Annotated in this window: 13 protein-coding genes and 1 riboswitch; of the genes, 5 read left to right on the top strand and 8 right to left on the bottom strand. The window is 67.0% G+C overall.

Features of this window, described 5'->3' with window-relative positions:
• Positions 1 to 18: 18 nt before the first annotated feature.
• Positions 19 to 618 carry a TetR/AcrR family transcriptional regulator gene (locus ACIP5Y_RS12455; protein ID WP_400349869.1) on the bottom strand — a complete coding sequence of 200 codons (600 nt, stop codon included), beginning with the start codon at positions 616 to 618 and terminating at the stop codon, positions 19 to 21.
• A gap of 131 nt (positions 619 to 749) precedes the next feature.
• On the opposite strand from ACIP5Y_RS12455, the gene ACIP5Y_RS12450 reads away from it, so the two are divergent.
• Positions 750 to 1631 (top strand): alpha/beta fold hydrolase, encoded by an 882-nt coding sequence (locus ACIP5Y_RS12450; RefSeq protein ID WP_400349868.1) that lies wholly within the window; start codon positions 750 to 752, stop codon positions 1629 to 1631.
• Between the two features lies 1 nt (position 1632).
• Here the strand turns inward: ACIP5Y_RS12450 and ACIP5Y_RS12445 are convergent, their stop codons facing one another.
• The 4 genes from ACIP5Y_RS12445 to ACIP5Y_RS12430 all read right to left on the bottom strand — a co-directional run bounded on the left by ACIP5Y_RS12445 (position 1633) and on the right by ACIP5Y_RS12430 (position 4835).
• The gene (locus ACIP5Y_RS12445) at positions 1633 to 2202 is read right to left on the bottom strand and encodes a histidine phosphatase family protein (RefSeq protein WP_400349867.1); all 570 of its coding nucleotides are present in this window, start codon (positions 2200 to 2202) and stop codon (positions 1633 to 1635) included.
• Positions 2199 to 3050 (bottom strand): CbtA family protein, encoded by an 852-nt coding sequence (locus ACIP5Y_RS12440; RefSeq protein WP_400349866.1) that lies wholly within the window; start codon positions 3048 to 3050, stop codon positions 2199 to 2201. The genes ACIP5Y_RS12445 and ACIP5Y_RS12440 overlap by 4 nt, the downstream gene beginning before the upstream one ends.
• A 22-nt stretch (positions 3051 to 3072) precedes the next feature.
• The gene (locus tag ACIP5Y_RS12435; protein WP_255664241.1) at positions 3073 to 3222 is read right to left on the bottom strand and encodes a CbtB-domain containing protein; all 150 of its coding nucleotides are present in this window, start codon (positions 3220 to 3222) and stop codon (positions 3073 to 3075) included.
• Between the two features lie 104 nt (positions 3223 to 3326).
• Positions 3327 to 3465: riboswitch (cobalamin riboswitch) on the bottom strand.
• 41 nt (positions 3466 to 3506) lie between these two features.
• A complete protein-coding gene (locus ACIP5Y_RS12430) occupies positions 3507 to 4835 on the bottom strand; it encodes an FAD-dependent monooxygenase (protein ID WP_400349865.1) in 1329 nt (442 codons plus the stop codon).
• Here ACIP5Y_RS12430 and ACIP5Y_RS12425 point away from each other — a divergent pair.
• A complete protein-coding gene (locus tag ACIP5Y_RS12425; RefSeq protein WP_400349864.1) occupies positions 4722 to 5060 on the top strand; it encodes a CGNR zinc finger domain-containing protein in 339 nt (112 codons plus the stop codon). The two genes, ACIP5Y_RS12430 and ACIP5Y_RS12425, sit on opposite strands and share 114 nt — an antisense overlap.
• Here the strand turns inward: ACIP5Y_RS12425 and ACIP5Y_RS12420 are convergent.
• Positions 5057 to 5707, bottom strand: coding sequence for a TetR/AcrR family transcriptional regulator (locus ACIP5Y_RS12420; RefSeq protein ID WP_400349863.1), 651 nt, complete (start codon positions 5705 to 5707; stop codon positions 5057 to 5059). The genes ACIP5Y_RS12425 and ACIP5Y_RS12420 overlap by 4 nt on opposite strands.
• Before the next feature lie 133 nt (positions 5708 to 5840).
• Here ACIP5Y_RS12420 and ACIP5Y_RS12415 point away from each other — a divergent pair, with 133 nt between their 5' ends.
• Entirely contained in the window at positions 5841 to 6785 is a 945-nt protein-coding gene (locus ACIP5Y_RS12415) for an oxygenase MpaB family protein (RefSeq protein ID WP_400349862.1), read from the top strand.
• A 6-nt stretch (positions 6786 to 6791) separates the two neighbouring features.
• Here ACIP5Y_RS12415 and ACIP5Y_RS12410 read toward each other — a convergent pair whose 3' ends face one another.
• Positions 6792 to 8765 carry a molybdopterin-dependent oxidoreductase gene (locus tag ACIP5Y_RS12410; protein ID WP_400349861.1) on the bottom strand — a complete coding sequence of 658 codons (1974 nt, stop codon included), beginning with the start codon at positions 8763 to 8765 and terminating at the stop codon, positions 6792 to 6794.
• 203 nt (positions 8766 to 8968) lie between these two features.
• Here ACIP5Y_RS12410 and ACIP5Y_RS12405 point away from each other — a divergent pair, with 203 nt between their 5' ends.
• Positions 8969 to 9355: a hypothetical protein gene (locus ACIP5Y_RS12405; protein WP_400349860.1), complete on the top strand. Its 387-nt coding sequence runs from the start codon at positions 8969 to 8971 to the stop codon at positions 9353 to 9355.
• A 161-nt stretch (positions 9356 to 9516) separates the two neighbouring features.
• The gene (locus tag ACIP5Y_RS12400) at positions 9517 to 10278 is read left to right on the top strand and encodes a DUF6319 family protein (protein WP_400349859.1); all 762 of its coding nucleotides are present in this window, start codon (positions 9517 to 9519) and stop codon (positions 10276 to 10278) included.
• A gap of 144 nt (positions 10279 to 10422) precedes the next feature.
• On the opposite strand, the gene ACIP5Y_RS12395 is transcribed toward ACIP5Y_RS12400, so the two are convergent.
• Positions 10423 to 11940, bottom strand: coding sequence for a diguanylate cyclase domain-containing protein (locus ACIP5Y_RS12395; protein WP_400349858.1), 1518 nt, complete (start codon positions 11938 to 11940; stop codon positions 10423 to 10425).
• Positions 11941 to 12143 lie beyond the last annotated feature (203 nt).

Raw genomic sequence — 12143 nt, 5'->3', positions numbered from 1 at the left:
CTGCACGCTTTTCCTGTTCTACCCGGAGGGCTGAGTCCCCATGACCCGGTCGAGGAGGTGGTCGAGCAATTCGACCGCCCCCTCGCGAGTGCAGTAGCCGGCGAGTGTGCCCTGGGCTATGCCACCGACCGCGGCGCCGATGAGTTCGGCATCCAGGTCCGGCGTCGCGGTGGCCTCGGGCGTCCGCTTCAGCTGCTGGGCCACCAGCATGACGAGAGCGCGTGGCGCCGCGAGGGTTTCCTCGGACGTGATCCCCAGTCCGGTGATGGCCGCGGTATTGAATGCGCCGAGCACAACGGCTTCCTCGGTGCGTCGGTCGTCGAGGGGGAGGACTTCGTTCAGGACGGCGCGGATGGCCGCGCGCGGCTCGGGATTCTCGCCCAGCGACGTCCAGCGCTGCAGGAAGCGCACCCCGGCAGCATCCATGACCGAGCGGTGGGTGGCGAGCAGGAACTCCTTCTTCGTGCCGAAGTAGTACTGCACCAGCCGAACCGAGATCCCGGCCTCGGCAGCCACCGACTGGAAGGTGACGGCCTCCAGCCCACCGCCGACGATGACGCGGCGCACGGCCGCGGTGATCTCGCGTCGCCGCACTTCGTGGTCGACCAGCTTCGGCACGGGTGTTGCCGCCTTTCCCTTCGGTTCGCGAACGCTTCAGCGTAGATGGTACGTGCGTACCGCATACGTGATATGTTCGTACCGCGATAAGTGATACGGGCATACCGTAAAAACTGATGAAGGGGAGGCCCATGCCGAAGATCGGGCGATTCACCAGTGACCAAGCGAAGGAAACCTTCCTGCGTCGTTACGACGGCGCGGCCGCGGAATGGCCGATCCCGTCGACTCGGACCGTTGTCGAAACCTCCTACGGGACAACACCGGTGCGCAAATCGGGAACGGGGGAGGGCACGCCGATCGTGCTGCTGCCGGGTATGCCCGGCAATGGCCAGATCTGGCTGCGATTCATCGCAGACCTGGCCCGCGACCGCGTGGTCTACACACCGGATGTCATGGGCTGGCCGGGGCGCTGCGAGCAGACGGCACCGCTGCGTGACGGGCTGGATGTGGCGAAATGGCTGGTCGAAGTGCTGGATGGGCTCGGCCTCGAGCGTGTCCATCTGGCCGGAAACTCGGTCGGCTCCTGGATCTCCATCATGACCGCGGCCACGTATCCGGAGCGGCTGGCGAGCCTGACCATGTTCGAGCCGGGCGGAGGCACTTTCGCCAAACCGCGGTGGAGCCTACTGATCAAGTTCCTGGCCGCGGGTCTCCGGCCCACTCCGGACCGGATGCGGAAGTTCAACAAGTGGCTGAACCCCAGTATCGAACTCAGCGACGAGGAGTTCGAAATGGTCATGGCGTGCTTGAAGTTCCGGCCGGGCATGCCGTGGGAGAAGCCGCTCACCGACGAACAACTGGCCACCATCACCGCGCCGATGCTGGTGCTCTTCGGCGCCGAAACCGTGGCCAATGACCTCGCGGTGGTGCCGGACAAGATCCGGAAGCACATTCCGGCCGTGGATATCGAGATCTACCCGGGCATCGGACACGATGTGCTGTGGGCGAATCCGGATCAGGTGATTCCGCGCTTCCTGAACTTCATTGCCGCCCATGACCAGGTTCTGGCCTGACTCATTCGGTCAGTGCGTGCGCGGTGGAACGCAGCGTCCAAGCGGGCTGCCGGTGATGCAGCGTCGTCGCAGTCAACGGTGGAATATCGATGCGCCAGAACGATTCCGCGGGAGCCTGCAAGGTGCACAGAATCGCCGCACGCACGATCGCTGGATGGGTGATTGCGATGACGCGGTCACCCTGACCCGCTACACCGTTGAGCCACAAGCTCACTCGTTCGATGAGATCGGTGATGGCCTCGCCGCCGTGCCCGCGGAAGCCCGGATCGGTGAGCCAGGCCATCAGCTGATCGGGTGCGATGGCATCCATCGACCGCCCCGCCCAGCTGCCACAATCCAAGTCGCGCAAGGCTTCCTCGGCGGTGCCGGAGAGCCCGAGCGCGTCGGCGGTCTGCGCGGTGCGGGCCTCCGGCGCGTAGCACACGCCGGCAGCCTCGCCGGACAGTCCGCCCGACGTCTCGACCGACCGCAACCCCAGCGGGTTCAGCGGTTCATCGGCCGGGAAGCGGGCGGCCTGCACGGCATCGGTGAACGCATGCGTCACCAGGGTGAGGCGGGTGACCGCGCTCATGCCGCCGCGGTGGACTGTTCCGGGGCGGTGACGGCGCGCTCACCGAGCAATCGTGGTGCGAGCCAGGCGAACCCGACGCCGATGACGGCCCAGAGAATCGCCTGCGCGATGAAGGAGTACAGCCGGAAGTGGAACAGATCGTCCGCCGGGAAGCCCGGGTAGACGATGGTCCCCGCCGCATCCTTCAGCGGCTGCGGCGTTTCCGTGTCGAAGTCGCCGAACGACTTGTTCGCCGACAGATGTCCGAGCGACGGTAGCACCAGCATCACAATGCTCATGACCACCACGAAGGACAGGCCCGAAGCGATGGTCGCGGTCCAATTGCCCAGTCGCGCGGCCAGTCTGCGGCCCAGCCAGATGGCCGCGAACAGCGCCACCGTGCTGATCACGATCATGAGCACGTACAGCCCGGTGCGTTCCTTGATGGTGTCCGGATGCCCGATCGACGGCGGGTTGGCCGGGTACTTCAGGAACGGCACCGCATAGAACGCCAGGAACATGCCGCCCGACACCAGCAGCGCGAGATTGCGCGGGGTGGTCCTGCCCGAGCGGGTCATGGCCAGGTAGTAGACGACCGCGAACAGCGCGCCCATGGCCATGCCGAACACGATCACACCGAACCCGAGACCGATGTTCTGCTGCTGGCCGCGGGTGAAGATGTCGGGTCCCATATCGGGCATGGGCAGCCCGGCGGCCTTGTCCAGCGCCATCTGGGCGTCGTCGCGGCCGGATTCGTAGTCGATGGCCCGATCGATGATGGGCTCGGCCATGATCCGGGCGAAGATGAACGCGAAGAGTCCGCCGAGCGCGCCCAGCAGGACGCCCCGGCCGATGATCCGTTTTTCCATTGTGGGTACTCGATTCCCGTGACTAGTGGCAGGGGAATCCGAGGAAATGCCGTCCGTCATGGACGAACTCGTGCACGTGCATATCACTGCCGAACACCGAGACGGCGCCCTGATCGATGCCGATGAAGTAGATGGCGAGCAGTGCCAGCACAGTGGTGCCGATCAACCACATGGCCGTGGTCGGCAGGGACAGCGCGCCCGCGCCGAGGCCGGAACGAGGAACGTAGGAAGTGGCCACGAGAACTCCTTGCTTTCAGGGGATTTCGCGTCCCCAGAGCCGGTATCAACACGGCGGCCCGGTGTCTGACTCACATCCACGCGGATGCTCACAGTGGCGCGACCGTTCCGGAATTACACCGGATTCCAACGAATCGCCGATCACATGACGATACGAAACAGCTGACCACCAGGTCAAACGATCATCCAACAGGTGGGAAACGGGCAACGACCCGCCGGTCAGGCCGAGGCCGGATCCTCGACCGAATCGATATGGCCGTCCGGTCGCACCACCACAACGGCGTCCGGCGACGACCCACAGGCGGCAGCGAGCTCGCGCGGCAATCGTGATGCGGCGAGCGCGGCAGGCCGCACGCCGACCAGGTCGAGAGTCGAGTTGCCGTCGGCCGACCAGGCATGCGGCAGCCGCGCACCCACTGCGAACGACGGCCGGTAACCATCGGGCGTGAGCGGCGGCGTGGCGGCATAGTTCGCACTGAGCAGGAGCTGATCGTCGATCCGGTAGTCCCGCCGGGCATTGTCGCTCGCGATATCGATGACCTGCCGCGCGAGCGGCCGGCGCTCGGATTCGTAGCTGTCGAGCAGTGATTCGCCCGCCCGGCCGCTCAGTACGGCGGCCAGTTTCCACGCCAGATTGTCGGCATCACCGATCCCGACATTCATGCCGTGCCCACCGGTCGGCGGCACGGTATGCGCCGCATCCCCGGCCAGCAGCACCCGGCCGCGGCGGTAGGCGTCCGCGAGTTGCGCGTCCATCCGCCAGGTGAGGGTGTCGTGCACGGTGACCTCGAGCTCGGCGATCCCGGCACCGGACCGGATGAGCTGTACCGCATCGAGTTCCGCGGCCCGGTCCCCGGACCCCAGCGGATGTTGATAAATCCACCACCGGTCATTGTCGACGGCCATGAATCCGCCGCCGCGCACCAGGAAATACGAGGCACTGGCCCGATCCGCGACCACCGGCCCCAGCGGCGCCTCGAAGCGCACGCTGAGAAACTCCCCGAGCGCGACCGGCCCGCTCATCCCGATCCCGCTGCCCGCGCGCACGGTACTGCGCGCACCGTCGCACCCGACCAGCCACCGCGCCCGCAATTCGAACTCGGTGCCGGCGTGTGTATCCGACAGCGTCGCAACGATGTCCGGGCCTTCCGGCCGGAACGACAGCAGCCGCACCCCGCGCCGCAAGTGCGTCCCGACCCGTTCGGAGAGCACTCGTTCGAGGGCGTCCTGCGAGCAGATCAAGCCGGGGGAGGGCGTGTATTCGGCCTCGTCCGGCGAAGCGGGTTGCGTCCGGACATAATCCGGATCATCGAGTGTCCGCCCGCGGAAGAACGCGACGTGCTCAGGAGGCAGCCCGGCCGCACGGATCTCCTTTTCCAGATCGCAGCGCCGGAAGATTTCCATCGACCGCGCCGCGATCCCGCGAGCCTTCGGATGGCGGGAAACCTCGGCGCGCGCCTCGATGACCAGATTGTCGATACATTGCTGCGGCGCTACCCTGCGTACCCGCTGCTCGTACAGCTGCCGGGCCGCCCATGGTCCATGCACTCCGAGCCGCCGCCGGACGCCGATCGCACCTACTGGCTACTGTCCACCGCGGCTCTCGCCTTCGGCCTCTGGCTGAGTGGCCGCTGCGCCTGGGGGCAATGCGACGCACCGGATTGCGAGCGTTTCTTCATCGATACCGGCCGCCGTCAGCCGCAACGCTTTTGCGGTCCGCGCTGCGCCACCCGCAGCCGGGTCGCCGCGTACCGGGATCGAGGTGCGAGCTAGCTCGCCGGCTGACCGACGAGCAGCTGGACGATGGACTGCACGAAACCCTCGATGCGTTCGCGCGGATAGGTGTCCGGGTCGCTGACGGCGAGGCGGCCGAGCATTTCGGCGATGGTCAGCAGGGAGTTGGTGAGGAGGGCGGAATCCATTGCGGACCAGCGGGGGTCGGCGATCAGGCCGACGCGGACCAGCGCTTCGGCCTGGTCGAAGACGCCGGCGCGGGAGCTGCGGATGGCTTCGCGGTATTCGTCGGGTGCGCTGCCCGGGCCGGCGAGGATGAGGCGCCAGCGGGTCGGATCGCGCAGGGCCACATCGACGAACGCCTTCACCGTCGCGGAGGCGGCGACCACCGGGTCCGCGCCGAGCAGATCGGTGGGGAGGGTGTCGGCGACCTGATCGAGGGCGCGTTCGCGTTCCCGTTCGAGCAGGGCTTCGACCAGTTCGGCGCGGGTCTTGAAGACGGTGTAGAGCACGGGCTTGCCGACGCCCGCCTCGGCGGCGACGGCTTCCATACTGAGTTCGTGCAGTTCCGCGCGCTCCAGCACGGTGAAGGCGGCGTCGAGCAATTGCGCCCGGCGTTGCTCGGGTGGCAGGCGTGGGGCGTAGCGCCTGCGTGGCCGGTCGGTGCCGGGTTTGCTCACCTTCATCGACCTCATTCTGTCATTCGTGACGGCGTGGTCGGGATCCTGTCCGAACAAATCCTACGGCACCGTTGTATTAGCCCGCAGTAATTGCTACGGTTGCGTTGTATTCGCAGGGCAGCCCGCTGAAGGAGCGCACATGAGCTTCGATCCGACCACGCTTCGACGCACCGATCTGGGCTTCTTCGGCCCGGACTCGCCGAGTTGGAAGGTCTGGACCTCACCCACCGCCGTGATCGGATTCCAGCGCGCGGTCGCCCTGGAGTTCTTCGACCCGTTCCTGACCGCGGCGGTCGCCGACACCGGCAAGATCCACACCGATCCCCGGGACCGGCTGGACATGACCTTCGCGTACTTCCTGATCGTCGCGATCGGCGACAGCAAGACGGCGATCGAAGCCTCCGAACACCTGATGGCGATTCATGCCAAGTCCACCGGCATCGAACCCATCAGCGGTCAGCGCTACAGCGCCAACAGCCCCGAGACCCAGCTCTGGATCCACATCACCGGCTGGCAGTCCGTGCTCAAGGCCTACGAGATGTTCGGGCCGGGCCTGACCCCGGAGGAGGAGACGCGCTACTGGCAGGAGTGCCGCATCGCCGCCGAACTGCAGACCTGCAAGCCGGAGGAGGTGCCGCTCACCCGCGAGGGCGTACGCGAGTACTACGCGAATGTCCGTGCGCGCCTGTGCACCTCGGAACGCGCCGAAGCGGGTATGCGGCAGATGCTGTTCACCTCCCCCAAGCACGGCGCGGGCGTGACCTACGCCCTCGGCGCCCGCATCCTGTCCTTCGCTTCCATTGCGACCCTGCCGAAATGGATGCGCAAGCTCGGTCACTTCGACCGCCCCGGCATTGTCGACCTGCTGGTCCGCCCGGCCGGCCGCATCCTGGTCTGGCTTTTCACGCTGTTCGACAAGCGCGGCCTGATCATGGCAGCGCCGATCATCGCCCCGATGGCCGGTCAGATCCTGCAGCAGCACCTGAAGAACGAGCCTCCGGCGCTGCTCGAAACCGTCACTCCCACCCAGGGACGAGCCCGGTACGGCACCAAGAATCGCCGCCCGGTCCAAGCCGCCGGCTGAGCGGGGTCAGCCGGCCGCCGGCGTCCGGGTGATCTGCACACGGTTGTCGTGGAAGACGGCACCGCCGCCGAAGTCCGAATCCCGTTCGGCGATGGTGGCATTCACGGTGGCGCCGCCGGATAGCTTGGCCCAGCGGCCCTTCGGGGTCGCGGCCACGCCGGGGCGGACCATATCCGAGACCTCGGCGATGGCGGTGAACGAGCCGCGTTCGTTCGAGACGGTGATCGGGTCTCCCGTCTCGATGCTGCGCGCGGCCGCGTCGTCCGGGTGCAGGGTGACACGCGGATCGCCTGCGCGGCGGCGTAGTTCGGGGTTGGCGCCGAAGGTCGTGTTCAGGAAGTAGTGCGAGGCGGCCGAGATCAGCACCAGGCCGTCGCCCGGATCGGCGGGCGGGTTGTAGCCCGCCAGTGGATCGTGCCCGGCCTGGGCGGCGCGGCGTGAGATGAACTGCAGCTTGCCCACGGGGACCGATTTGACCGGGACCTTCAGGAAGCCTTCGGCCCGCAGGCGTTCCACGTCGTAGCCCTTCAGCAGTTGCCGGGCCAGCTCCTCGTCGGAGTCGAACAGCGCCGGTTCGGTCAGGCCCATGCGACCGGCCAGGCGGCGGAAAGTCTCGGTGGTGGACAGGCATTCGCCGGGCGGCGGCACGGCGGGCTCGTTCCAGACCAGGTACATGTTCCCGTAGGCGGCGATCACATCCAGATGCTCGGGCTGCATGGTGGCCGGGAGCACGATATCCGCGTAGTCGACGGTATCGGTCGGGAAATGTTCCAGCACAACGGTGAACAGATCCTCGCGCCGCAGCCCCTCGATCACCTTGGCCTGCTGCGGATTCGAGCCGACCGGATTCGCGGCGATCACGAACAGCGCCTTGACCGGCGGATCGTCCGTTCCGAGCAGGGCCTCGCCCAGGCGCGTCATCGAGAGCGTCCGCACCGGATGCGGCAGCAGATCGAAGCGCACCAGCTCGGGCAGGTTCAGCTCGAAGTGACCGCTGGTCGAATAGTGCAGGCCGCCACCCGGAATCGCCCAGTCACCGGTGACGCCCGGCAGGCAGGCCAGCGTTCGCAGCGCCATGCCGCCGCCCGCATGCCGCTGCATGCCCTGCGAGGCGCGAATGGCGGTCGGACGGGTACGGGCAATGCGTTCACCCAGCGCGACGATGCGCTCCATCGGCAGCCCGGTGATCCCGGCGACCCGCTCGGGCGTGAACTCCTCGATGCGGGCGCGGAATTCGGGCCAGCCCTCGGTGTGCTCGGCCAGATAGGCGGTGTCCTCCGCGCCGAGCGAAAGCACGACGTGCATGAGCCCGAGCGCGAGCGCGGCATCCGTGCCCGGCAGCGGAGCGAGGTGTTCGTCGCAGCGCTCGGCGGTGCGGGAGCGCACCGGGTCGATGGCCACCGTGTAGGCGTCGCTGTCCTGGATGAACTTCCAGCCGTGATGCCCCGAGGTGAGCGGATTGGTGCCCCACAACAGGATCAGCTTCGACTTCGCGAGATCCTCCGGATCCATACCGCCGGAGGTGCCGAGCGTGTATTTCAATCCGGTGCTGCCCGCGATGGAGCAGATGGTGGGGTCGTGCAGGGACGCGCCGAGCGCATTGAAGAATCGGCGGCCCGAGAAGCCTTCCAGCCCTTGGATGTAGCCGAGGCTGCCGGTGCCGTGGAACGGCCAGATGGCCTCGCCGCCGTACTCGTCGATGATGCCGGTGAGGCGGGTGGCTATCTCGCCGAGCGCCTCGTCCCAGGAGATGCGCTCGAACTGCCCGGAACCCTTGGGGCCGACGCGGCGCATCGGATATCGGATGCGTTCCGTCGAATGCAGTTGTTCCAGATACCGGTTCACTTTCACGCACAGGGCGCCGCGGGTGACCGGATGCTCCTTGTTCCCGCGCAGGCCGACGGCCTTGCCGTCCTCCACGGTGACCACCCAGGAGCACGCGTCCGGGCAATCCAGCGGGCAAGCTCCCAGTACCTTCACGCTATCGATGGTAGGGAACGGCACCGACAATTCTCCCGCCGGATCTGAAACGCGGGCCCAGAAGAACGACACGCGCGTCGTTTGTGAACGACACGCGGAAATCCTCCGTTACTCTGTGCGCGCGGCCAATTAGCCACACGGTGTGGCTGAGCAGCGGCAACAGTGGTCCCGGGGGCGGAATTGCGTGGTCGAAAGGGAGATTGATGATCGCCCCTTGTCTGAGGCTCGTCGGTCTGGTGTCCGGATGTGCGGCCCTGCTCACGGGCTGTTCCGCGGCGGCCGATTCGAAGTCCGAGATCACCGCCACCGAAGCGGCCGAGATGCAGCGCAGCGCCTTCGTGACCGAATGTTCGGGTACCGCGGCGGGCTGGGAGGCGACCGGCGTGGTGAGCAACCGCGATGCCATCGAGCACACCTACCGCGTGGTCATCAGCTTCGTGACGCCGGAATCGGCGGTACTGGAACGCACCAGCACCGATGTGGTGGTGCCGCCGGGCACGACCCAGGACTTCACCACCGAGACCAAGCTGAATCCGGTGGACCGGCCGCAGTCGGTGCGGTGCGAGCTGCACGGGGTCGAACAACTCTGACAGGGCGCAAAGTTGCCCGGGCTCATGGGCAAAGTTGCGCGCGTACCGGGGTCACCGCCTACGATCGGACCGCCGGCCATGCTCGGTGGGCCAGTATTTGTCGGTGCCATGGGGCATGCTCTGTGCACGCAGCTGTCCGCCCCGTCCGCCCGGAGTGCCTCATGTCGACCCGTACCAAGCCACAGCCCTTGTCGGATACCGAGATTCGGCAGATCGCCAGCGATATCGACGCGGGCCGGCCACCGATGGTGTGGTTCACGGCTGCGGCGGTCGGTGTACCGGAAGGCCGTTCCGGCAAGGTGATCTCACTCGGTGATCCGTCCGAGGGAGATTTTCTGCAGGTGAAGCCGACCGGTTCGAAGGACGTCCTGTCGTTCGGCCCGACCGAGGTGACCTTGACCAAGCCGGCCCGGCAGACCGCGGCCGCGAAACCGAAAACGGCTACCAGGAAGGACTCCACCGTGACGATGTCTTCCCCCGCGCCGGCCGGCGCGCCGAGCGCCCCCGCCACCCCACCGGCTCCGGCGACCCCCGCCCCCGAGCCCGAGAAGAAGCCCGAGGCAGCACAGCCCGCCGCAGCCGCGGCGGACAGCTCCGAGGCCAAGGCCGCCAAGGCCTCCCGTCCGGCGCGCAATGCCGCCGCCGCGCGGGCGCCCAAGGCAGCGGAGGTGACGATCACGCTCAGCGGCACCGCCGACGGCGAATGGACCCTCGACGTCGTCAATGGCAAGAAGCGCACCATCCGCGGTATCTCCGTACCGGGTTCGGCCGTCTCGCAGGCCGCGAAGCTGCTGCACCCGGAGGCCGCCGAGGTCGTCGACTCGGTGCTGGACGCCGTGCGCGCCAGCCAGCGCGCCAAGGTCGAGGCCCTGCAGGCCGAACTGGAAAACGCCCGTCGGCTACTCGACGATCTCGCGGGCTGAGACCTCCCGGCCCCGGATCTCACAGCCCCAGTTTTCACAGCCGCTGACATAACGGCCCTGCGGTGGAAGTGATTCCGCCGCAGGGCCGTTTGTTCGGACCGTGGACTTGTTCGGACCGCCGATTTGTTCAGACCGCCGACTTGTTCAGACCGCGGACTCGCGGCGCCAGGCGCGCGGACCGGACTCCGGATGCGCGCGCTGCAGGTCGTCGTGGAAGACGTAGCCGAGCGAGTACTCCTTCGCGCGGTACATGGCCGAATCCGCCTCGCGCAGTAGCTCGTACACGGTGGTATCGATCCCGCGCGTTCCGCTGCAAGAGATTCCGATACTGGCCGCGATGCGCACCTCGGCCGCACTCAACTCGAACGGTTCACCGAGCGTGGCGAGCAGGCGTTCGGCCAAGAGCTGTGCTTGCTTGCGAGCCAATGGCGCGAGCACGACGAATTCGTCACCGCCGTACCGCGCCGCGGCATCGTCCCGGCGGATCATGCGCCGGATGCGCGCCGCCGCATTGGCGATCAATTCGTCACCGACCGCATGCCCGTAGTTGTCGTTGACCCGTTTGAAACCGTCCAGGTCGATGAACAGCAAGGCCAGCGGCTGCCCACCCCACCGCTCCCGATTACGATGCAGCGCCCGCAGCAGGGCGGCGCGGTTCAGGAGTCCGGTCAGCATGTCGTGATCGGCCTGATACTGCGCGCGCCGCTCGCTGCGGGCGCTGCGTTCGATGGCGCGCTCACTGCGTAGCAGCACCCCGGCTAGCAGCAGCGCGAACAAGGAGGACACGACCACCCGGTCCATGAGATCCAGGCGCGAGCCGACGATCGGCACCAACGAGGCCACGATCATGACAATGGCGATGATGCTGGCCCGCTGCCGCGACCGATGCGAATGGATATCCCGCCGCCCGCCCAGCACCACCATGCTCGGATGCAGCGCCGCCGCGCCGATCAGCGTATAGCCCAATTGCAGTGGCATGAGCTGGATCTGGCGCCCCAGCGCCGCGGAACCGGCGGCCTCCAGGTTGTAGGCCAGATCTCCCACCAGAATCACCAGCATGGCCAGATTCACCAGCCGCACCGAGGTTTCCGACCGCCCGGAGGTGATCATCGAATGCACGATCACGGTGAGCAGCAACGCGTCCACGACCGGATCCGCGACCGCGGTGACCGTGGTGAAATCCGCGCCGTGCGCATGATGCAGCACCGGCGAGATGAGAAAGGTCCAGGACAGCAGCAAGGCGCCCAGCCCGATCAGCCCGGAGTCGAGCAGCAGATCGTGATCGGTGCTGTTGTGCCGCGGCCGCAACCACAGCACCGCCGCCGCGCCGATGCAGCAATACCCGCCGAGGGTGAACAGATCGTCGAACGGATTACGGTGCTGGGCGAAGGTGCGCAGCGTCGTCCCGATCATGAACTGCACCGCCGACGCGGAGAGCAGATACCAGGGGAGCGGATGGCGCGGCCGATACTTGCGCACACCCATGCCGATCATCACCAGGCAGATGCCGACGGAACCGTACAGTGTCACCAACGCCAGCAGCCGGGAGTTCACGACGAGCGGCAGAATGAGAATCGAGACCCCACATCCGAACAGCAGGGTGCGCCAGCAGATCCGGAATCGCCGACCGGACCCCACGGCCGGTTCTGTGTCTGATCCCACCAGCCCCCCTTAGTTCGAGCAGTACTCGAAAAAGACACCGCCGATCATGAACCGAGTGTTGCTGTACGAGCATAGGTCCCAGCCGGAAGCGGATTATCCACGGGTGGAGCGGCGCTGCCGTCGGGGAATTGGGCAACCGGATCGATCATGGCACGAAATGTCGCTCTCCGTAGCGGAGTTCGTCGAACCCGCAGGATCACGAG

It is taken from the genome of Nocardia sp. NPDC088792 (assembly GCF_044750615.1).
Classification (GTDB): Bacteria; Actinomycetota; Actinomycetes; order Mycobacteriales; family Mycobacteriaceae; genus Nocardia.
The sequence above is the reverse complement of the archived record's forward strand: the minus strand, read 5'-3'. Positions and strand labels throughout refer to the sequence as shown.